This is a genomic window from Kiritimatiellaceae bacterium (assembly GCA_013141415.1).
In the GTDB taxonomy this organism is placed as follows: domain Bacteria; phylum Verrucomicrobiota; class Kiritimatiellia; order Kiritimatiellales; family Tichowtungiaceae; genus Tichowtungia.
The window spans coordinates 378,207-402,523 of sequence record JABFQY010000003.1 but is presented as its reverse complement, the minus strand read 5'-3'; the positions used below and the strand labels follow the sequence as shown (position 1 = coordinate 402,523).

Genomic DNA, 24,317 nt, shown 5'->3' with positions numbered 1-24,317 from the left:
ACAATTATGCGAGGAAGTAAAAATTACACCACAGCGGTATTTGTCGTTTTCGCTACTGTACTTTCGGTCTTTACCGTTCATGTCAATGGGATGGGAACTGTCGTCCCAAAAGCGGATTTTTTCGTTGCCACCAACGGAAATGATGCTTGGTCGGGAACGCTCGCTGTGCCCAACAAAGCCGGTACAGATGGGCCGTTCGCCTCGCCGGGCCATGCACGCGATGCGGTACGCCGATTTAAAGCAGCGGGCACCAATGCTCCCATTACCATCCTGATTCGCGGTGGCACCTATTTCCTGAATGAACCGCTGGCTTTTACCTCTGCCGATTCCGGCAGCGAGACGGCGCCGATTATTTATGCCGCCTATCCGGAAGAAAAACCGGTCTTCAGTGCGGGTCGGGCCATCACAGGCTGGTATCCTTTGACAAACGGCCTCTGGGCGGTTGATGTTCCGGAAGTGCGTGCAGGATCCTGGTATTTTAACCAACTGTTTATCAACGGTGAACGGCGCACCCGTGCCCGAACCCCCAACGAAGGGTATCTGCGAACAACAGGCCCTTTATCGAAGAAATATAATAAAGAAGACCGCTACAGTCTGGAAACCTGTATCGGGTTTCGTTACGCGGATCAGGATCTGAAGGATTGGGATAATCTCGATGATGCTCAGATCGTTCTTTTTCATTCATGGACGACATCTCATCACTGGATAAAAAACCTCGATACGAGTAATCAAACCGTCCGTTTTACTGCGCCCAGCCGTTGGACGCCCAGCTACTGGGAAACACGCCAGCGTTATATTGTTGAGAATTACCGCGAAGCGCTTGATGTGCCGGGTGAATGGTATTTGAACCGGAAAACAGGACAGCTTCTGTATTTTCCTCTGCCGGGCGAGGACATGACAAAAGCGGTCAGTATTGCTCCGCGCCACAAGGAGGTGTTGCATTTAGAAGGCGATCCGGATGCCGGAAAATGGATTGAGTATCTGGTCTTTCGCAGCCTGTCTTTTCAGCACAGCGAATGGGATCTTTCCAAAGATAACAGCGCGGACGGACAGAATCATAGCGACATGAAGTCACAGGCGGTTTTTGCCCGTGGCCTGCGCCGCAGCGTCTTTGAAGGATGTGAGATCGCTCATGTCGGCGCGTATGCCATGTGGTTGGAGCGGGGATGCACAAGCAATCGTATACAACGCTGCCATATTTATGATCTAGGTGCCGGAGGGTTGCGTATTGGTGAGGTGAAGCTGCCGGAAAATGACGCATGGCAGACTGGAAATACGATCATTGATAACAACTGGATACATGACAGCAGCCATATTTTTCATGCCGGCATCGGAATCTGGATGACTCATAGCTCCTACAACCGCATTACCCACAATGAAATCAGCGATCTGGATTATTCCGGCATTTCCGTCGGCTGGCAATGGCAGTTCAATCCCACTACTGCGCACGACAACATCATCGAATATAATCATATCCATCATTTGGGCCGTGCGGTGCTCAGTGATATGAGCGGTGTCTATACGCTGGGGGTATCGCCCGGAACGCGGATTGCCAACAATGTGATTCATGATATCTACTCCTACAGCTACGGCGGATGGGGACTCTATAATGACGAGGGCAGTGAGTACACTGTGCTGGAAAGCAACATTGTCTACAATACGAAGAGCGAAGGCTATATATCCCACTGGGCCCGCAACAACACGCTACGCAACAATATCTTTGCATTAACCGGCGACGAAAGCATCCGTTGTGCCCCCAAGAATGAAGAGTTCTATTTCACATTCAAACAGAACATCGTATATCACTCAGGCAAAGAAATGCTTTTCGGGGACTGGACAAACGACAAGGCATACAACATGGACTCCAATCTTTACTGGAGTACCGGAGCTGCCGAGCCGAACTTCAACGGAGGAGCCTTCACAAATTGGCATGCACGGGGGCACGACCGGCATTCTGTCATTGCCGATCCCGGCTTTGTAAATCCCGCTGAATTTGATTTCCGGCTTAAAGAAAATTCCCCGGCACTGAAGCTTGGATTTAATCCTGTTGACGCAGGCCGGAAGGCGGGGCTTTACGGCGATGACCGCTGGGTTCAGGCCCCAAAGCAGATTATTCGTGTACCGTTTAAAATTCCATCCGGCGAAGGGTTTGCTCTGTCAGCGGGCGAAGGGTTTGAAAATACGGCGGTCGGCAGACCGCCTGATCTGGACTCCTTACGTTCTGGAAAATCAGGAGCACTGACCGTTACAGATCAGACCGCTGCAACGGGGAAGAACAGTCTGAAATTTTCAGATACTCCGGATCTGTCGCCGGCCTGGAGTCCGCATCTTTTTTATAAAGGGGCTTTCTGGAACGGCTCTGTTCGCCTTTCTTTTGATTTGCGTCTGGATCCCGGCGCGGCATTCAGCATCGAAACGCGCGATCATGGAAAATTCTACAGGACAGGCCCGTCATTGACGGTGAGCAGCAACGGGGATCTCCTTGCAGGTCAGCGGACGCTTCTTACATTGCCTTCAGATAAATGGATCCATTTTCAGATAGATTACGTTCTCGGGCCGGATAGTACGGGGAAGTTTGATTTAACTGTTATGCCGCCGGAGGGGCCGCCCCGCATTTTTCAAGGAATTGACACCGCTGGCCGTCCGAAAGCGTTGCAGTGGCTGGGGTTCATGAGTCCGGGAACGAACCGCACCTGTTTCTATCTGGACAATGTGAAGCTGGATGAACGGTCGGTAAAATAATTTCCGCGGAATCAACCAACCCTCAGAGTAAAAACAGATGACGCCTGCTTCCTGTCACGAATTTTATGTTGCACCTCAAGGGTCCGATCAGAATGACGGGATCAAGGATTCTCCTTTTAAAACGGTTGAACGGGCACAGCGGGCTGCGCGGAAGACCGATAAAAGCAAGCCGGGGAAAACGGTGGTGCATCTGCGCGGCGGCACGTATACCCTTGAACGAACGATCGAATTCGATGTGCGGGATTCCGGAACAGCGTCCCATCCGGTTGTTTATCAGGCTTATCCCGGAGAGCAGCCGGTTCTTAGCGGCGGACGGCACCTTGATGGCTGGGAAAAAGTCGGCAAGTTGCTCTATCAGGCTTCCACCGGCGGACTGGATTTTCGTCAACTCTATGTCAATGGCAGAAAAGCTTCCCGTTCTCGGTTTCCAAATCCGGGCAGCTATCTGAATCTGGCGGAATGGAACGAACAGAATCAGACGATTCTTTTGCCCCCCGGAACAGTGCGGGACTGGCAGCATTTTGATGAGGTGGAAATGTATGTCCAGATGCAGTGGAGCGTTGCTCTTATGCGGCTGGAAACCTTTTCAGTCAAGGCTCAGGGCGTTGAGCTGACCGTGAAAAATCCGGAACGGGATATGGTCTTCCGGCGCCGGTATCCTATGAAACTGCCGGGACAATCCTTTCACTTTGAAAATGCTCGGGAATTTATCGACCGACCGGGGGAATGGAGTCTCAGCCGCCGGGAAGGGATCTGCTGCTATCTGCCGAGAGCCGGAGAGAAAATGGACTCTGCTGAAGTGATTGTCCCTCAGCTTGAGACATTACTTTCCGTTAAAGGCACTCTGGATCAACCGGTGGAGTATCTGCGTTTTGAAGGGCTGACTTTCATGCATTCCAGCTGGACGATGCCGAGTGACCGGGGGTATCTCAATGTGCAGGCCGGGCAGTACAGTCTGGAGCCGACTGACAAAGATGTTCAATATGTCGGACGGCCTCCGTCTGCGGTTTATGTCGCCTGTGCGGGCCATCTGGTTTTCAAACGCAATGTGTTCAAAAAACTGGGGAGCACCGGTCTGGATTTGCATTACGGGACACACGACTGTGAAGTGGCGGGAAATGTTTTTTATGATATCGCCGGAACAGCGGTTTCTCATACCCGGCTGTCCGATCCGGATGTGGAAATCCATACACCGTACAATCCGGTCGATCAGCGGGATCTATGCGTCAACGACTGGATTCACAATAACTGGATTGAGTCGGTCGGGTATGAATACGGCGGCAGTGTCGGCATTCTCAGCGGCTGGCCGGTTGCGGTGAAAATTGAGCATAACGAGTTGCGGCATCTGGCCTACAGCGGGATCAGCGTGGGGTGGGGGTGGACCGCCGTCCCGAATGCCATGCACGACAACCTCATCCGGTGGAACCACATTGATAGTCCGATGGAGCTGTTTTCCGACGGAGCGGGAATCTATACGCTCTCGGAAATGCCGGGCAGTCTGATCTTCCGCAATGTGGTTTCCAATGTGAATGCATCCGGATGGGCGGTCGGTGCAGCGTCGCCCAAGTGCTACTACATGGACGAACGCAGCGGGGGCATTACCTTTCAGCAGAATTGCGCTTCGGCCGGAAGCGGGGTGGAGCGGTATCTTTTTAATCAACCGGGGGATATCCGGATCCTTCCCATGGATGCCTCCATGGTTCCGGACATTATCAAGAATGCCGGGCTGGATCCCGAATACCGTGACATTGGAAAACAGGCTGTTGATTGAAAAAGATATGGATGAGCAGAAGATCGATGGAGAAAGAATTAAAATAGAATTTCACGTCTGAATTCCGGAGCGATTCGCCGGGGCGGGTCATAACCTGAATGCAGACAGATGATGCAGTATCAACCAAACACAAAGGAAGCCGAATGAAGTATGTAATGATTTTTCACGCCAATTTGAACTATGCCTATCTCACACCGGATCAGTATGAATTTGTAATCCGCGAAGCCTATGAGATGACCATTGATACCATGAGGAAGAATTTTCCCGGCACCAAATATGTTTTTGAAGCGAGCGGGTACACCATTGAGATGATGGAAAAATATACGCCGGATGTGGTTGAAAAACTCAAAGCCGCCATCCAGAACGGCTCTTGCGAGTTCATGGGCTCCCCGTATGCCCATCCGATGTTGCCTAATTTTCCGGAAAAAGACGGCCTTTGGACGCTGGAATTTTCTCATCGGATCTATGAGAAGATTCTTGGCCTGCGTCCGGTCAGTTTCTGGAATCCGGAATGCGGCTGGCGGAGTTATGTTCCCGGGATTGTGCGGGATGCGGGATACAAATATCTGACCGGGGACTTTGAATCCTACAGTCGTTGCGAAAACGGCCCGTCCGGAACCCCGCAACGACCTGAAATCTATGCGAAGGAAGCCACCAAGGAAAAGAATTTTTACAATTTCGACTTCAAGTATGACCTGCCGTCAGATGACTACGCTCTGCACTATCCTTTTAATCATGTGCAAGGACTGGAGCCCGATGAGCTTAGAGTCTTTTTGAGATCCGATCGCGTGTGCCAGTATGCCGTTCGCTATTTCATGGGGATGAAAGGGTATTCCCACGAGGAATATCTGGCAACCATTGACCGTTATAGCGGGGATCGCAAAGGAATGGGCGAAGGCGCTTTGGTTATTTTTGCGGATGATGCTGAATATATCGGTACGAACGGCTGGTTTCGTTTGAAATATCAGAACGAGCCGGATCGGGTATTCGAGCGTGTTCCGGATGCCAAAGAAAAACTGATTGCACTGGTTGAAGCAGTTCAGCAGCGCGGGGAATTTGCCACCTTTGCAGAGGCGTGCGAGCTGACGCCTAATACACAGCCCATTACCTGGGATGATGATGCGGCCTGGCATGGAGCTCAGGCCAGCACCTGGGCCTCCACACCGATGGCCAGACTGCTTCGCCCGTGGCAGGATCTTATCCGCGAAAAACTCAGCCGGATTGAAATGCAGCTTCCGAAGCATGTTGCGGAAAAGAGCTGGTATCATCTGACCAACAGCTACAATAGCGATGGCCAATGGCCGCCTACGCTTCCGAACGCGCCCCATATTATTCACCCGTTCAACTACAGCTATTGTTTTGAGCATCTGTTAACGGCTCATCATCTGGTCGGGGGAGTTGAGCTTGACAGCCTTTCCACTGATGTGGCGGTTACGCTGGGAGAAATCCTTGATATGCAGAGCAGACTGATTCTGACAAAAGCGGAAAAACTGAAAACCGGTGGCAGTGAAACAGAGCGGAACAATGCCCTGCTGGCGGAGCAGCTTCTCCGCGTGGCTATGGAAAAGAAATCCCTTGCGGGATGCAAGACGCTGGATTCCGGGGAATACACGGTGAGAGCCAACGCCATGGTTGAAGCCCGCCGATTGGTCGGCGGAATCGAAATCGAACAGGTGTAGAAAGGAAACAGCTGGTTGTTTTTTAGCGGAAACGATCAGGGCCGTTCTGCCGGATACTTTTTGGCTGAGCTGAGTCGTCAGAGCCTGTAATAGATTAATTTAATTATTAAAATTTAAATTGCCATCCCGAGAAATAGTTATTATAACATCAGTCGTTGAGTGAAAATACGCACGGGAAGTGGTCGTGCGCTGAGACGAAAGAAACCGGAAAATGAAAGGAAGCAGAAAATGAAATGGATCAAAATAATCATGGTGGGTGCATGTGTGCTCGCAGCAGTCGGAGTCTCTTACGGAGGTATATTGTACCAACAAGACTTCCAGAGTTACTCAAACGGAGCTACCGGCTTCATCGGCAGTGGAAACGGCTGGACAGGCACAGGCATGACTTCAGGCCAGACCAACAGTATTGGCGGTGTCGGGTCTCTTTTCACAGCAAACACCCCTTCTCTGAGATCCTTGTATGTAAATGACAACATTACCACTAATCCTCTGAATCAGACGCTGATATACAGTTCAACGAACAGCGGCGCAACGTCGATATCCAATAACGGGAACGTAAAAATCTCGTTTGATTTTAACATAAGATCAAATGGAGCCCCTGGTTCGGCGGGCGTGACTCCCACGTTTGATCTTCGCGCGGGGAATGCGTGGGTTGCAACGCTGAATCTGGGCGGTACGACCAACCGTTATTTTCAAAATTTTGTTACCAACGCGTCCTCTATTAGTAGCGTTAGTGTCAGCACGGCCAACTGGTATCGCATAGAGATGACAATCGGCGATCTCAGCACGGCGACTGACACCTATAACTTGAAGGTGTGGCAAGCGGCACCGGCGGGCGGCTATAATCAAGCCGGTACCTTGGTGGTCGATCTTACTAATGTGGCGATGCGGGTTAATGCCTCCTATTTTGACGGGTTTGACTTCAGAACGCAGTCGACCAATACGGCATCTCTTTATAACATCGACAATATATCCGTCGTGACCATCCCTGAACCGGCTACAATCGGGATGCTGGTTTTTGGCGCGGGAGGGTTGGTGCTCATCCGCCGCCAGCTTGCCGGTCGGTAAACGAACCGGCGACGGCTAAGAGTGCTCTCTGCGGAGAGCACTCTTTTTTCTTATATCCGTATGAGACCCGGTAATGGCTTTAATCAAAAAAGGAGAAACGAAATGAAGTGCGTTATTAAAAAAGTAGTAGCAGGTGCTTTCGCGCTCGCAGCCGTTGGAGCGGCTTACGGTGCCGGGTTATATTCCGAAGACTTCCAGAGTTACGCAGGCGGAGCTACTGGCTTTATTGGCAGTGGAAACGGATGGACAGGCACAGGCATGGCCGGAAACCAATCTAACAGCATTGGCGGTGTCGGGTCTTTTTTCACGACAAACACCACTCTAAGGTCTTTGTATGTATTTGATTCCAGCACCACTAATCCTCTGAATCAGACGCTGATATACAGTTCAACGAACAGCGGCGCAACGTCGATATCCAATAACGGGAACGTAAAAATCTCGTTTGATTTTAACATAAGATCAAATGGAGCCCCTGGTTCGGCGGGCGTGACTCCCACGTTTGATCTTCGCGCGGGGAATGCGTGGGTTGCAACGCTGAATCTGGGCGGTACGACCAACCGTTATTTTCAAAATTTTGTTACCAACGCGTCCTCTATTAGTAGCGTTAGTGTCAGCACGGCCAACTGGTATCGCATAGAGATGACAATCGGCGATCTCAGCACGGCGACTGACACCTATAACTTGAAGGTGTGGCAAGCGGCACCGGCGGGCGGCTATAATCAAGCCGGTACCTTGGTTGTCGATCTCACTAATGTGGCGATGCGGATTAATGCCTCCTATATTGACGGGCTTGACTTCAGAACGCAGTCGACCAATACGGCATCTCTTTACAACATAGATAATATTCAGGTCGGGGGCACTGCCGGCCCGGCAAAACTATCACTCTTTATGATTACAAACTGAACCAGCTGTTACGGCAGGTCAATAGGCTGGCGGGCAGAATAAACATTCAATCAGGAGGAAAGAAAAATGAAATTGTCCAAAGCAACAGTAGTTGCTGCCATCATGCTCATCGTAGTCAGAGCAGCCTGTGGCAACAGTATATTTTCCGAAAACTTCGAGAGTTATGAGCCGGGGAGCAGCATCAGCCGTCAGAATGGTTTTACAACGGTTGACGAGACGGCGAAACAGAAACAATCAATTGTTGAAGCGGGATCATTTTTTAACGGGGGATCAAAATCTCTTTTTTATTCAGATAAAGATAATGCGCCCAGCTTGCTTAATTTGCTCGTGGTCAACAAATCGATAAAGCTGTCCGAACCGGTGGTTTTTTCATTCGATTATAATGTTTTAACGAACGTGCAAAATCCTTCGCTTACATTGTTTGCTGGAACGAAAGCAATTCTGTCGCTGAATTTTTTTAATGTGACGGGAACAGTGAGGCATCGTAGTGCCGAAAAACTGGAAGACGTTGCTTCCTATAAATTATCCACGGGTCTGTGGTATCATGTAGAGATTACAATGGGTGATCTTAGCGGAAGCTCCGACACCTATGACTTGCGGATTCTGGAGGGAGCCGGCGGATCGAACGGCACAGAGGTGATCAATGTAAAGGGGCTTGCTTTTCGGAACAAGGGCGCAGCCCTTACTCATTTCCAGTTCGGAACCATTGCTAATGCCGGAACAGGCGGTTGCGAATTTTATCTCGATAATATTCAGATAGCCCCTTTATCCGAACAGCCTTGATGCAGGTTGAGATGTTTGGAACTCCGCTCAATACAATGCTGGGATTACTCCTGTTGTTACAGGGCACGGAAACCAGCGTGTATGTTTCTCCCGCCGGGAGCGATGCGAATAACGGCACGGCGGAGCAGCCGGTGGCCTCCGTTCAGGTTGGGCTGGACAAAGCCGCTGCGCTGTCTCAACGCACGGTCACCGTCGTACTGAAAGACGGGTGCTACCGGATCAGCAACCCGCTCTTTTTCGGAGCGCAGCATTCCGGGATTATCCTGAAAGCGGAACATACGGGGAATGCCGTGATCAGCGGCGGTCCGGAGATCGCCGGATGGCAGCAGGTGTCCAACGGGCTGTGGAGCGCGACAGTTCCGGCGGGGATGGATTTCGGACAACTGTTTATCAACGGGGAGCGTAAAACGCGCGCCCGCACGCCGAACGAAGGCTGGTATCATGGCGCTCGCGCATATAACCCGGCTAAGGTTACGGATACGAATTACCGGGAAAATTACAACCGCTTTTATTTCAAAGCGGGTCAGCTTGACGGGGTGCCTTCGCCTTCTGATATCACGAATATTTATATGACTGTTTTTCATGCCTGGACCACCTCTTTGCACGCGATCACCCATGTGGACTATACGACCAATCTGGTTTATTTGGCGGCAGACACCTATCATCCGATCACCCGTTTTACATCGGATATCCGGTTCATTATCGAAAACTACCGCGCCGCTTTGGATGCTCCGGGCGAGTGGTATTTGGATAAGTCGGCCGGCAAGGTCTATTACATACTGGAAGAGGGGGAGACGATTACAAACGCCGTTGCTCCGGCAGTCAGCAATCTGCTGCTGTTTGCCGGAACGGTTGGCCAGCCCGTGACCCATGTGGCCGTAAAAGGGATTGTGTTTGAACATTGCGGCTGGGATATACCGCGTACCAACTCAGCAGATGGCCAGTTGGGCCGCAGTATGCGCTCCTATGCGGTGCACGGTGATTATCTGCAAGAGGCAGCCATCACGGACTGTGTTTTCAGGCATGTTGGTGCCGATGCCGTCTGGCTGGAGGACGGCTGCCGGGATGTACTGATTCAAAAGAATCACTTTTATGACATCGGCGGCTCCGCTCTGAAGGCGGGAACGATGTCCTATCCGGATCCGGTTCCGAGCGCCGAACTGACACAGCGGATTACGGTGGATAACAACCTGATCCACGATTGCGGACGTGTTTTCCGCGGCGGCTGCGGGATCGGGATTTTAAACAGTGCGAACAATGTGGTTTCGCACAATGAAATTTCCGATCAGGACTACACCGGCATATCGGTCGGCTGGGGATGGAGCACGACGGCCGGTTCTTCCTCTAACAACCTGATTGCATATAACCGTATCGGTTATATCGGGCGGAATGTGCTGAGTGATCTGGCGGGCATTTATCTGGTGAATAAGTCGCCGGGAACAGTGGTTCGCAACAACATCATTCACGACGTGACCTGTTACGAGTATGGAGGAGAAGGTCTTTATGCCGACGCGTACGGCTGCGACATGCTGTTTGAAAGCAATCTGGTGTACCGGGCTGAATCGGTGGGGCTGATGCGGAATATGGGGTGGGACAACACGGCACGGAATAATATTTTTGCTTACTGCGGCTATCTTTACCAGTCTGGACTGGCCGGCACGAATACTCCGTCCGGACACACCAACTTCTACATCAACTGCAATATCAGCTACTGCAACGGGACAAATCAGTTTTATCGCGCCGTGGACGCCACTCATCCTGTGCAGATGGACTACAACCTGTATTGGAATACGCCGACCAACATCCTGTTTGGATCCAATACATTTACGCAGTGGAAGGCGGCAGGGCACGACGTGCATTCCCGGCTGGCCGATCCTCTGTTTGTAAACCCGCTTACGGATGATTTTACTCTTCCGACCAATTCGCCGGCGTTTTCTCTGGGATTCCAGGCCATTAATTATGCCGCCGCCGGACTTTACGGAGAGGCGGCCTGGACGGGACTGGTGAAGACCCTTGAGCATACCTTTCCGGTTGTATCCGTTGAATCGGGTTACATTGCCGCAGATCAGCCGGACACCACCTATGCTGGCGCCACCTATAATGGCAGATGTTTATGGAATGGGACCGGGACTTTCAAGAGGGTTATTTACTATCGGTTTAACCTGCCGGCCAATGTTCCCGTAGCGATTTCGGCCGCGCTCAAGCTGGGTATTACCACCAATTGTTCTGAGGGCAACAGCTACAGCATTGTGGCGATCACTAATGAGGCGGCGGAGACCGGCTGGACAGAAAACACGCTGACGTGGAACAATGCGCCGGCGCACAATGCGAGTAGCGTCCCGTCGCAGGCATGGAATCCGGCAGCCAATCCGAATCCGTTTGTGCCAGCCGACACCGCGCTCGCCGCATCGGTTACGGTTCCGGCGGGAACCCTGTCTCAGACCGCCTTCAGTATTCCTTTGAATGCCAAGGGACTGGCGATGATCAATCAGGATACGGATCACAGCGTTACCTTTATGGTTGTCGTCAATGATCGTTCGACCAATGCCCCCGGTTTTTATCTGAGCAATACAGCGTATGAGGACTCCCGGCCTGAACTGGTGCTGATTCACCGGACGGCTCTGTAATTTTTTCAACAGTCAGAAAAACAAGCAAAAGGAGATAGGCCATGAGATTAGTTAAGAAAGTAATCGCTGGGTTTCTTGTGCTCGCAACCGCTGGGGCGGCTTACGGGAGTATTCTGTTTTCCCTTTTGTTCGCAGCCGTCGGATCGGCTCACGGGGGTATCCTGTTTTCCGAGGACTTTGAGAGTTACAACGTATTGGCTCCGATCATTGGACAGGATGGGTGGACGGCTGTCAACGCGACGGGCAGTCAGACGAATAGTATCGGCGGAATATCATCCTATTTCAGCGGTGGCGGCAGATCGTTGTATATCTATGACAGCAACACGACACCCACTTTGGCGAATCAGCGAATTTCCAACATATTTGATACCCAGAACCATGCCATGCTTTTTTCATTTGATTTCAATGTTCGAACCAACGGCCAGAATCCCTCACTCTTTCTCTACTCTGGAGCCACTCCCGCCGTACAGGTGAATCTCATGAATGGAGACGGAACGATGAAATACAATGATGGAAGCGGTCTGGTGGCGGTGAGTTCCTATGTATTGTCCACAAGTTATTGGTACCGGGTGGCCATTGCAGTTCACGGGATGAGCAGCAGCTCCGATACCTTTGATATAAAGGTTTGGGAAGGACAGGGCAGCACCACCAATGGCGTATTGGTAATTGACAAGACCGGCCTCGGTTTCATGAGTGGTGTAGCCTTTCTCGATACGTTCACGTTTGGAACCGGCGGGGCTCTTGGGCAGTCGGGCAGTAAATTCAATATCGATAATATTCAGATTGAAAGCATTCCGGAGCCGGCATGGAAGAGCTACTATGTCAAAGTGGACGGCAGCGAAAGTGCAAGCGGAGTTAACTGGGCCAATGCGACGACACTTACAGGGGCTCGCGATAAAATAAGGAATTTAACCGGCACTTGGTATGGAGACGTGGAAGTTGTCTTAGCCAGCGGCTTTTATTGTATGGATTCCATCTTGGTGTTCAATGAAAGCGACTCCGGTAAAGACGGCTATAAAGTGATCTATCGCAATGACGAAGGATGTTTTCCGGCGATCAGCCGAAGCAAGCAGATTGTTACAGGGTGGAATGTGGGCCCTTCGTATTGGTGGTCCGTCGCGACGGTTACCAATTTATTCCGGGATCTTTCAACAGGTATAAACGGCCCCGGCACCCCCGCCGTTCTGGCCCGTTCGGATATGGTGACGCGCGGAGCGGCTCTTATCAAAACCAACACATCCAGCAGCATTTCAAATACGATCCGGGTCGCTAAAAGCACATTGGTCACACAGGCCACGAATGCACTTGCCGCCGGGTACCCGGTGGAAATTAAACTTTATCATAAATGGGCGCACACCATCGCTCGGATCGAATCGGCTTATGAGTCAGGCGGCTATGTTTATTTAAAGCCCCGGACTTCCGAGCGGAATCGCATGTTTAATAACAATCCGAGTGGTACTTTTACCGCCGATTATTACGGCGTTTGGTATCAGAATCAAAACATACTGTACTCTTACCGGTTTCAGAATTCGCCGACGTTCATCGATCAAGAGGGTGAGTTCTGGAAAGGCAGTCAATATATTTACTATAAACATCGCACCGGAGAAACGACGGACAATCTGGTGGTGGCGGTTCCGCTCGGAGACCGGGTTATGGAAGTCAAAGGCACAACCCTGACTAGCCGCGCTCATGACATTGTCTTCCGGGGAATTAACTTCTCTGAAAACACATGGAATGAAACGACCAGCTATGGCTTTCTCGGTACGCAGGCGGTCGGCCATTATGATCGAAACGGAAATCGCGCCAAAATTCCGCTGGCCGTTCTGGTGGAAAATGCGGATCGGATCGACTTTGTCCGGTGCCGGTTCTACCGCCTTGCGACAACGGCGCTGGGGTTTTATAAGAGTGTAACGAGCAGTGATATTGAAGGCTGTTATTTCAGGGACGTCGGCGGCGCGGCGGTTGAGATTTATGGCGCGGCTTCGACATTCGATACAAACCAGTTTAACCAGGCGACTGAATACGTTCAGGACTGCCGCATCGTAAACAACTATATGAAGAACTCCGGCTCTGTTTACGAAATGACACCGGCGCTGGTCGGTGTGATGGGGCCGGGACATCTGATTACCCACAACGAAATTGACGGGGGTCCTTACAGCGGCATCTCATGGGGATGGGGGCTTAATCGCGCCGACTATGCCAACGCTCCATTATGGGATAACGAGATCAAGGCTAACTATATTCATGACATGTTTGAATATGTTCAGGACGGAGCTGGAATTTATACCTATGGGAATCATCAGGATGATCTGTGGATATTCGAGAATTACTTGAAAGACATCGTAAGGAGCCCTTATGCAGAGAGCATTCAGCCTATTTGCGGCCTGTATTTTGATAGCGGCACTTATGATGTGATTGCTCAGCGGAATGTAATGGAAAATATTGACACAAATTGGCCGTCCGTATTTTTTCACAATTACGGAACGTCAACGACGTTTCCTGATGGTACGCCTATTCCCAGTTTCCCGATTACAGCGGCGCAGGCGGCACAGTATTACAACACCGTTTCAACGAATAACGACATTCAGGATCAGGCGGTAAAAGACCGTGCGGGGATTCAGCCCGAGTGGATCGGTGCAAAAAACTGGGTTGCCGCGCCTTTGCCGACCATCTTAAACGTCGCGCTCAATCGCAAGGTTTCTGCGAGCTCCACGACCAGTTCTACCAATGGAAGCTATCTGCCCGACCGTGGTGTTGATAACGACACCAATACCATTTGGGCTTCTGGATCCGAGGGGAGCGGAGCCAAGCCGGAATATTGCATTGAGTTCAACCGGCCCATACGTTTCCGGCAGGTTGAGTTGGTGGCCCGTCAGGGATGGGATCAGCCCGTCGCGCGGCGTAATTTTGTTATCGAAGGATCCACTAACGGCATCGTCTGGGTACAGTTGGCCAGTCAGGGGAGTACAGCCTTCCCATCCGAATCAACCTGGGTCGGCAGTGTGACCAATGCGACAGCCTACAGCTATGTCCGCTTGCGTAAGACGGTATCAGAAGCGATGAACTTCGCGGAACTGCGCCTGTTAACGCAATAACAAATACGCGCCGGGTGTGGCTCGCTTTTAAGCCGCAAGAAAAAAAGTATTTGATGTTCAAAGCGGAAAAACAAAAATGAAAAGAGTGGAAATATCAGTTCTTAGGAATGTTGGGTTGGGTGCCGTGGCTATTGGTCTTCCGACGCTGCTCCCCGCCAGCGCGCAAGCCGTTGTGCAGAATACAAATACGGATACTCGCCCCAACGTCCTGTTTATTCTCGCCGACGACTGGGGGTGGGGGGATCTTTCCTGTCACGGACATCCGGTGTTGAAGACCCCGAATCTGGATCGTTTTGCGCGCGAGGGGACGGATTTTTTCCAGTTTAATGTGAACAGCCCGATCTGTTCACCGAGCCGGGCGGCCTTTATCACCGGGCAGTTCCCCGGTCGTTTTTTCATACAGCATGCGTTGGATGCGAAAAAGAGCAGGAGATATCCCGCGCCGGACTGGCTGGATGTCAATGCGGTGATGCTGCCCCGGCTCTTCAAGGAAGCCGGTTACGCAACGGCACACTATGGCAAGTGGCATCTTGCAAGTGCAGACGCGCCTTCTGCGCCGCCTGTAACTCAATATGGGTATGATGACGCATGTATATGGAGCAGTCGTAATGGTCCGCAGATCGTTGATCTGGGAGAGGAATACTGGCCGGAAGAATATCGGAAAACACGGGGGAAAGGGCTTCCTTCCGTGGGAATCCGCAGTGAGATGGCGGTTCGCAAAACAATGGAGTTCATCAGTAAAAATAAAGGGCAGCCGTTTTTTGTAAATCTGCATATCCGTGAGGGACATGCTCCGTTTGATCCGCTTCCATCATATCGGGCGCCCTATAAGGAGATTCCTGAGCCGGAGCAAACTTATTATGCATCGCTGGGCAATGCAGATCGATTTCTGGGAGAGCTGTTTAAATTTTTAGATGACAACGGATTGCGCACCAACACGATTGTCATTTTCACGAGTGATAACGGACCGGAAGTTATGGTGCCGAATCCGAAAGATGACCGTTTCGGTTCGCGCGGCGAAACGGGAGGGTTCAAAGGGCGTAAACGCAGTTTATTTGAAGGCGGCGTGAGAGTTCCGTTTTTCATCCGCTGGCCGGGGAAGGTTCCGGCGGACTACGTAAACCGCAACACGTTGCTTACGGCAGTGGACATGCTTCCGACTCTTTGTGCCGCGGCCGGGATATCGTTGCCGAAAGGGTATGTTTCTGATGGGGAAAATCTCCTGCCGGCTCTTGAAGGGAAAGAGATTCTGCGCACAAAGCCCGTTTTTGACAGCGTTCTTTATACGGATATCGTTAATTTTAAGGGAATAGAAATCCCGTGGAAAGCCACGCTGGATGCAAAGTGGCAACCTCATGACTGGGCGAACTTATCAATCCGGGACGGAGCCATGAAGCTTGTCTATGAGTACGCTACCGGACGCACGGAGCTGTATGATCTCATCAAAGATCCTTATGAGATAAAAAATATTGCTGAACAGTATCCGGAAATAACAGCCGATCTTCTTAAACGGCTGAAAGCATGGGGAGATGCTTTACCAAGAACGCCTGCGCCGGATTGTCTGGATCCAGCCCATGAAAATGGAGATGGAGAGAAGCAATAGTTGCTGTCATGAGTCTGGGAACACACCGCACTACTTTTATCTGAATCATGTGGAACTTGGTGCGGCGTCAAAGGAAAAGAAGGATTATGAGAAGGTTTAAAATAGGGTTGTTTTTATGGGCGGGTCTTTTGTGCCGGGCGGAAACGAAGGAGGCAGATGCGCGGCCAAATATTCTAATGATTATTTCGGACGATCAAGGCTATGGCGACTTCAGTTGCTTTGGAAATCCGATTCTTAAAACTCCCAATCTTGATCGGCTGAAGGAACAAAGCGTATATGTGAAAACCCTCATTACCACTCCGCTTTGTTCGCCGACGCGGGCCTGTGTAATGACTGGGCGGTTTTGTTATCGAACCGGCGTTTGGGATACCTATCTGGGTCGCCAGTCTATGGCCAGCGACGAAATAACACTGGCGGAAATGTTGAAGGCCGCCGGTTACCGGACTGCTTTATTCGGGAAATGGCATTTGGGAGATGCACATCCATTTCGCCCTGAAAATCAAGGATTTCAAGAGGTTTGGTTTGATAATAACCAGCGGTTTGACGGAACGTTTTGTTATTCCGGTCCGGATGGGAGACGGGATGTTCCGATCAAGGGATTTCAGGACGATGCCATTTTTGACCGGGCGATTGATTATGTGACCCGTACGAACAATCAGCCGTTTTTTATGTATGTAGCATCTAAGCTGCCGCACGACATCGAAGGGCCGATGGTGCCAGAGGAGAACCGTCTGAAATATCTGGAGGCGGTTCGCGCCACCCCGTGTCTCGGTGATGGGGATGCAGAAGTATACGGCATGGTGGATCGGTTGGATTCTAATATCGGGCGCCTGCTGGATGCACTGGATCGGTCCGGCAAGAAAGATCAGACCCTTGTGGTTTTCTTTTCCGACAACGGAGCCATGCGGAACAATCCGAAACTCAAATACGGGGACCGATACAATTGCGGTCTGCGCGGGAAAAAAGGAACCATTTATAATGGAGGAATCGTCTCTCCGATGTTTGTCCGGTATCCGCGCGAACTTAAGGCCGGTACGGTTGTAGAAGCGCCTGTTTGCGTCATGGATTTGTTCCCTACGCTGGCGGATTATTCCGGCGGAAGTCTGCCGGCAGACCGGGTTCTGGATGGAGTTAATATTCGCAGCTTGCTTCAGGGGCAGGCTGATTCAATCGGTGAGCGGACCATCTGTATGCAACAGGATCGCCGGCCTGCCGTCGAAGGCGATAAACCCAGACGCTGGAACAACGGTTGCATTTGGCAGGGGAATTGGAAGCTTGTTGACGGTAAAGAGCTCTACCGTATGGATACCGACCGGGAGGAAAAAAATGACCTCTCGGCAGAATTTCCCGAACGGGTTGCCGCTCTGCGCAAAGCATATTCCCTTTGGTTCGATGAAGTAAGCAGTGAACGGGGTTTCGGCCCGTTACCGTACGAGGTCTCATCGGAAAAACTGGTGTTGGAAAATGGTGCGCACCCGCCTGGCGGCTGGCGCATGTTTGCGCCGGAGGATGTCACCTGCAAGATCAGTCTGCGCGAAGGGGAGCCGTATCGGAAACCGGACGGACTATGCCGGATGTATATGGATGGCAAGCTGATTTTCGAACAAGCGGTGGATGCCGCTAAGGGGATCGATATTCCACCCGTTGTTTTCAAGAAGGGCGACCACCGGTTCGATGTATTCATCGAGGTCGTTCCTTCTGTAAGTAAGGTTGGATACGGCTTGGTGAATCCAGGTTTTATTTATTTAGATATCGAGCCCCTGAAAAAATAGGGCGGTTACTCGCACAGGAGCTTTGTTAAGAATTGGAGACAATAGAAATGAAAAAAGTAAGAGCATCAGTTTTCCGGAGCGTTGGTCTAGGCGCCGTAGCTATGGCGGGGGTCCCAGCGGTGCTTTCTGCCAGTGCGCAAACCGTCACGCAGAACCATACCGCAGGCACCCGCCCCAATATTCTGTTCATTCTCGCCGACGATTTGGGGTGGGGTGATCCGAGTTGTTACGGAAATCTAAGATTCAAGACGCCCTCAATTGATCGGTTAGCGAAGCAGGGAACTCTGTTCACGCAGTTTTATCAGGGAGGGTCAGTATGCTCGCCCTCGCGGGCGACACTGCTCACCGGTCGCTGGCCGTCGGAATTAGGGATCCACGGGCATTTGGCGCTGAAAGAGCAGAAGAATGCGGATCGAGGCATGCCGAATTTTCTGAGTACTCAGGCGGAGACTTTGCCGAAACTGCTGCAACAGGCGGGGTATACGACGGTGCATGTGGGTAAGTGGCATTTGGGACGCCCGCCGGAGTCGGGCGAATCACTTTCTGTGTACGGGTTTGGCGTTGCACAATGGATTGATTGCATAAGCGGAACGACCAATCTTTGGGATCTTGCTGAGCGACCCCGTGCATCCCGCGTGCTGGTCGATGAGACGATTTCAGAGTTAAACATTCTCAAGCAAGCAGGATCGCCGTTTTACTGTCAGCTTTGGCTCAACGATCCGCATGCGGCGCTGGCACCTTCGGAAGCGCAGATGAAATCGTTCAGTAAAGGTGTGCCGCCCGGATTTACATCACCGTTCATGGTTTATGCTGCTACAGTAACTGAAATGGATCGCCAGCTCGGGCGGTTGCTGAATGAATTGGATAAACTGGGGCTGTCACAGAACACCGTCGTAATCTTGACTTCGGATAACGGGCCAGAGGATATAACTGATGCTGGTGCATCTTGGTCGGCGGCCGGAAGTGCCGGACCTTTGCGCGGACGTAAGCGCAGTTTGTATGAGGGCGGGACACGTGTGCCGTTTATAGTGCGCTGGCCGCAAGGAGGCGCACCAGCCGGACAGGTCAACACGCAAACCGTGGTAAGCGGTGCAGATTTGCTGCCAACGATCTGTGAACTTGCGAACGCGGCGATTCCGGGAAAAGAACAGCTGCTTTTGCGCGGACAGAGTGTCGTGCCCGCACTTAAAGGTGATAAAACCTTTCTCCGCACCGTACCTCTGATGTGGGAGTGGCGTGATGCTGTATATAATCGCCCGTTAAATGGCAGTCCGATTTTGGCGATTCGCGACGGGAAGTGGAAGCTGCTGATGAATCCGGACAGCAATCGGATCGAACTTTACGACATGGAGAGTGATCCCAGTGAGCAGAGTAATTTAGTAGCGAATCAGCCGGAGATTGCAGTGCGGCTTAGCAAAAAGGTGCTTGCGTGGCAGCAGACTCTTCCGGCGGGTCCGCTCGAAAAAAATGCGGGAAAGAATGACTATCCGTGGCCGCAGGAGGCGCCCTAAGCGTCATTGATTTCAGCGGGATTTTGGAAATAACTAGAGAGAGAAAGTAAGAATGAAAAACTACGGACACTTCAGCCCTGACGGGAAAGAATATGTAATCACGGCCCCAGGTGACATTCCCAGACGATGGGAAAACCTCATGTGGAATAAAAGTTTTTATTGCAATGCCGGTCAGGATTTCACCGTCAAAAGCTTTTACAAGCACAAAGGGGGCCTTCGATCCACTCTGAGCAATGGCTCAAAGAAATATTTTTATATACGGGACAGGGAGAGTGGGGCCTTTTATAGAATGGGAACCAGCGAGGCTTCGAGTCAGGTAGTATACGGTATGGGATACAGTATTTACAAAGATGTTTGGGATGGACTGGAGCTGTCCGTGCGTCTTAGCGTCCCTACCGACCTCAAGGGCGAGGCTTATACCGTCCGGGTTAAAAATATCGGCGGTGCACCCAGAAAATTAACGGTTTTTAACTATACAGAGGTGGATTTGGCAGGCTATCCAACGCCCTTTCTCGTGAAGAAGACAAAGTTATCTTTTGACTCAGCACGAAATGCGATTGTCTATCATGGTAACGATGCATTTTGCAAATACCCGTACTTTAACGGATATCTGGCAGCAGATGTTAAAATCTCGTCTTTTTCTACAGTCGGCGAGTTCTTTTTGGGGCCTAAAAGGAATAAGGAAAGACCCGCGGCGGTTATACGAGGTCAATGCGACAACATCCTGAATCAAGGCTTTGTTGGCGAGCGACTGGTGGATAACGATCTGACGGGGGCTTTGCAATTGGATGTAGAGCTGGAGCCTGGCGAGACCAGAGAAATACAGTTGCTTCTGGCTGTTTTTCAAGATGAGGCAGAGATCCATAGTGCAATCAGCCGGTATTTAAAACCAGGCGGTCTGGATGCCGCTTTGTGCGAATATCAGGGGTATCTGGACGAAGTATTCGGGAAATACCAAATCAATACTCCCGATGAAAACCTGAACAGGCTTTTCAATTATTGGACTAAACACAACCTGTTGCTGAACGCATTATGGACAAGGGTATATAGCCGGGGTTTCAGAGATGTGTTGCAGGATACCATGGGTGTCTGCTCCATCGACGCAAGCATTTCGCGGCAAAATTTGTTAGAAGCAATGGCTTATGTGTATGGCAGTGGCCGATGCCGGAGAGCCTGGGATGCCGCCTCCACTGCTCTGAGTGATGAATTTTATACCGACGGACCCATCTGGATTCCTTTGGCTGTAAACGAATATATAAAGGAAACCGGCGACCTATCCGTTCTTGAAGTGGTTTGTCCGTATTATGACGGCGGGGAAGGTACCGTTCTCGAGCATCTGCTGGCGGCCTTGCGCTTCTTATGGAGCGATCGGGGCGAGCATAATCTGACGCTGATTCATGAGGGAGACTGGTGTGACAGTGCTAACAATATAGGAAAAGCAGGGCGTGGCGAGGGGGTCTGGCTTAATATTGCATTGTACAACGCCCTGATAGAGACCCTTGAACTTGTAGAATATCAGGGGAATAAAATTCTGGCTGATGAAATAAGAAGCATGGCGACTGACGTTTATGATGCAGTGAACAAGAACGGATGGGATGGAGAGTGGTATCGTTTTGCTTATGACGACAATGGATCTGTTGTTGGCAGTTATCGCAATGAGGAAGGCCGGGTGTTCCTGAATCCGCAGACATGGGCGGCCATGTCAGGAATAGCACAAGGCGAGCGGTTGACTCAATGCTTCAAGGCGGTGGATGAAATGCTGGATTCGGAGGTCGGGCCCCTGATGTTGACACCTCCCTATACCAAGGTGGATAGAAATATCGGCTTCCTCACAAGCTTTCATCCCGGATACATTGAAAACGGTTCCTGCTATTGCCATGCTGCCGCATTTAAAATCGTTGCCGACTTGAAGCACGGACGCGGTGACAGGGCGCATGACTCGCTGATGAAAATCATTCCGGGCGGGTCGGCAGATCAAAGCAATACACAGGCTGACTGCACTCCCTATGCCTATACCAATTCCAGAGCGGCCATGTTTCATCCCTATCTAGGGGGCCGGGCGCACCAGTTCTGGGCGACCGGCACGGTCAGCTGGGTATGGTTTGCCTTTACCGAGCATATGCTGGGTATCCGGAGAACTTTTGAGGGGCTTCGGATTCAGCCCTGCATACACAGCCAATGGGAGCACTACAGTGTTATCCGGATTTTTCGGGGATGCCGTTATGAGATTTCCGTGAACAATCCAAACCGGAGCCAGTCAGGAATTGCTCAAATCATCGTGAACGAAAAGCCGTGGGAAGGAAATTTGCTGCCTTATGAAAAGGATGGCGAATTCAAGGTCGTAGTTCTCATGAAATAGTGAAGATAAAAGAGCAGTAGGATTTAATTTTAACAACCCAGTTTAACAAAGAATTAAAAGCATAGGTATGTCTATTGAAAAATACGTTCCAGCTCCTGATTTTAATAATATTCTCGCCGTACTGCAGAACAAGCGCCCGGCCCGCCCGACATTGTTTGAGTTTTACTTGAACTGGCCGCTTTATCAGCAATTCGCCGGCCCGCTTCCACCGGACTGCCCGGAAGAACTTCAAAAAATGCTGACTACCATTCTCGGCTTCAGAAATCTGGGTTATGACTATGCATCCATCAAACTGCCGAATTTTACCTTTCAAACCGAGGTCGGTGGAAAAGGTTCTAAAGCCTCTTATTCCCTAAATGAAGGTTCGGTCATTCATGACCGGGAGTCGTTTAAGGCTAATTCGTGAAACTCATATCAATTCTAAGATAGTTTGGTAGAACATAAAAATGAAAAATAGAATCTGGATTTATTTATTTTTCTTTTTTTTCTGTTTCAGTGGAAAGCTGTCAGCGTTCTTTTTTAGCTTATATGAAGAGCCACCTGCGGTGGCCGTAAAAACAGCATTCTGGATTGCGGGAGGATCTGGAGGCGTATTCGACGAAGCTACAGTTCGTACGATAGCGAAAACATCATCCGACTGGATCGTGCTCAACTTTCCCACCAATGGGGTTGACCCGGGCGATGGATATGGCATGGCCGCTGTTCAGGGGCGAATCAGAACCATAAAACCATCACTACGTACGCTCAACTACTGTAACAAAATCATGGCAGGACCATCGTCCTCGATAACCTGGTCCACATTGGGGAAAACACAATTCTACAGTCAGCCAAGAGTGAAAGATGCATCAGGAGTGGTTATTAGCAACAATTCAGACGAATCATTCGGTGATTTTGCGAACACAAATTACACTGCATGGTTTATCGGCAAAGTTCGCAGTATGATCACCAATATGGGCGCGGACGGAGTCGCGTTCGATCTCGCCATGAACCGGGATCCGGCGAATGTAACTCTTCTGAAGAGCAAAGCAACGAATGACCCTGTGTGGCGCGCAAACTATATCGATGGCTTCGATAAGGCTTCTCGAGATATTCGCAACAGCGGGAAAATTTCATTTTATAACGGGCTGTTTTATCCACGAAGCTCAACGGGAGGTGCTCCGGATGAATATAAGTGGGAACAGTCTCAGTTGCATCTGCTGTCCAATTATGCAGACGGTGCGATAATTGAGTTTTTCGGATGTCGTGATTTTGACAACGGCATCATAGTCACCAATTCATTCGCGGAGATTTTAACTCAGGTCGATGCGATGATTGATATGAACGCGCGTGGAAAACACTTGATGGTGTTTGCCCGGGGAGCGAAATCTTACGATACCTACGCGCAGAATTATAATAAACAGAGGTATCTGTTTTCCTGCTACCTGCTGGGCGCATCGAGCAGACACTCCTTTAAATACCACTACACCTTCTGGACAACACCAGCAGGCGGACGAAGTGCCGGTCTCGACATGTACGCCGATCAATTTTATATGCAGACCAACTATCTAGGCAGTGCAGGATCGTACAGTACGCTAATGACTCCGTCGGCTTCTTCAGGTCTGTATCAAAGAGTTTTTAGTAAAGGGATCGTATTGGTTCATCCGCACGACAGCGGGCTCACACCCAGAACGTACTATGTATCCGGAGTGAAATACGATCGCACAGGAAATCTCTATAGTAATACCAATGTCACTCTCGCAGCGGGGGCCGGGATATTGCTGACGGACGATAAGCTTTCTCTCAATGAGGTCGGAAGGTTTATTGACTTTAACTGGACTAACAGCGCCGGAAAACATCCTGTTGAAATGTGGTCTAATGCGGCAGTTGTTGTAAGTGGTACGAATAGAATTCTTCAGTGTTCTACGACCCCTGCCGGGCAAGAGTGGATGCATGATTTGATGGTTTTTCCGGTCAAGCATTACGCTCATCAGGATAATCTGCAAATCCGCACATATTTCAGGGATAGCAGTGCGAAAATTATGGCCCTTTGCGAGGTGGATGATTCGCTGGGGGAAAATAATTATGTCGTCTTCACCATTACGCCCGGCACCACACTGGGCTCCCAGCTTACATCTGATTCAAGGATTATATTCCGGAATCGGAACTTTGATACAATCATAACAACCAATATACCCGGAGCGATTTACAATACAGCGTCCCCAGACCTTTATCAGACCGTCAGCATAAACGCAGGCGCCCGGTTTGATGCAATCGCACCAAGGTATACTTACAAACGATGGGTGTTTATCCGCGTCATCGGCAATGTGAATATCAACTGGATTCAGGTTGGCGCCGATAAACTCTATGGCGATGAGGCTTACTACTACAGCGAATAATCAAAAATGGGGACGATGAATATAGAGCA

At 50.6% G+C, this 24,317-nt stretch carries 14 protein-coding genes; all 14 read left to right on the top strand.

What is annotated here, in order from left to right:
• Positions 1-6 precede the first annotated feature (6 nt).
• Entirely contained in the window at positions 7-2,742 is a 2,736-nt protein-coding gene (locus HOO88_05945; GenBank protein ID NOU36292.1) for a hypothetical protein, read from the top strand.
• Positions 2,743-2,779: 37 nt separating this feature from the next.
• Complete coding sequence (locus HOO88_05940; protein ID NOU36291.1) at positions 2,780-4,513, top strand: hypothetical protein; 1,734 nt, start codon at positions 2,780-2,782, stop codon at positions 4,511-4,513.
• Positions 4,514-4,656: 143 nt separating this feature from the next.
• Positions 4,657-6,192, top strand: a complete 1,536-nt coding sequence (locus tag HOO88_05935) for a hypothetical protein (GenBank protein NOU36290.1) — start codon at positions 4,657-4,659, stop codon at positions 6,190-6,192.
• 228 nt (positions 6,193-6,420) lie between these two features.
• Positions 6,421-7,260 carry a PEP-CTERM sorting domain-containing protein gene (locus tag HOO88_05930; GenBank protein NOU36289.1) on the top strand — a complete coding sequence of 280 codons (840 nt, stop codon included), beginning with the start codon at positions 6,421-6,423 and terminating at the stop codon, positions 7,258-7,260.
• Between the two features lie 102 nt (positions 7,261-7,362).
• Positions 7,363-8,163: a hypothetical protein gene (locus HOO88_05925; protein NOU36288.1), complete on the top strand. Its 801-nt coding sequence runs from the start codon at positions 7,363-7,365 to the stop codon at positions 8,161-8,163.
• A gap of 66 nt (positions 8,164-8,229) precedes the next feature.
• On the top strand, positions 8,230-8,946 hold the full coding sequence (locus HOO88_05920; GenBank protein ID NOU36287.1) for a hypothetical protein: 717 nt from the start codon (positions 8,230-8,232) through the stop codon (positions 8,944-8,946).
• Positions 8,947-8,981: 35 nt separating this feature from the next.
• On the top strand, positions 8,982-11,573 hold the full coding sequence (locus HOO88_05915; protein ID NOU36286.1) for a DNRLRE domain-containing protein: 2,592 nt from the start codon (positions 8,982-8,984) through the stop codon (positions 11,571-11,573).
• Positions 11,574-11,614: 41 nt separating this feature from the next.
• On the top strand, positions 11,615-14,668 hold the full coding sequence (locus HOO88_05910) for a discoidin domain-containing protein (protein NOU36285.1): 3,054 nt from the start codon (positions 11,615-11,617) through the stop codon (positions 14,666-14,668).
• 124 nt (positions 14,669-14,792) lie between these two features.
• The gene (locus tag HOO88_05905; protein NOU36284.1) at positions 14,793-16,271 is read left to right on the top strand and encodes a sulfatase-like hydrolase/transferase; all 1,479 of its coding nucleotides are present in this window, start codon (positions 14,793-14,795) and stop codon (positions 16,269-16,271) included.
• Positions 16,272-16,357: 86 nt separating this feature from the next.
• A complete protein-coding gene (locus HOO88_05900) occupies positions 16,358-18,043 on the top strand; it encodes a sulfatase-like hydrolase/transferase (protein ID NOU36283.1) in 1,686 nt (561 codons plus the stop codon).
• A 101-nt stretch (positions 18,044-18,144) separates the two neighbouring features.
• Positions 18,145-19,554 (top strand): sulfatase-like hydrolase/transferase, encoded by a 1,410-nt coding sequence (locus tag HOO88_05895; GenBank protein NOU36282.1) that lies wholly within the window; start codon positions 18,145-18,147, stop codon positions 19,552-19,554.
• A gap of 52 nt (positions 19,555-19,606) precedes the next feature.
• Positions 19,607-21,913 carry a hypothetical protein gene (locus HOO88_05890; protein NOU36281.1) on the top strand — a complete coding sequence of 769 codons (2,307 nt, stop codon included), beginning with the start codon at positions 19,607-19,609 and terminating at the stop codon, positions 21,911-21,913.
• Between the two features lie 67 nt (positions 21,914-21,980).
• Entirely contained in the window at positions 21,981-22,319 is a 339-nt protein-coding gene (locus HOO88_05885; GenBank protein ID NOU36280.1) for a hypothetical protein, read from the top strand.
• Positions 22,320-22,359: 40 nt separating this feature from the next.
• The gene (locus HOO88_05880) at positions 22,360-24,288 is read left to right on the top strand and encodes a hypothetical protein (protein ID NOU36279.1); all 1,929 of its coding nucleotides are present in this window, start codon (positions 22,360-22,362) and stop codon (positions 24,286-24,288) included.
• The last annotated feature ends 29 nt before the right edge of the window (positions 24,289-24,317 follow it).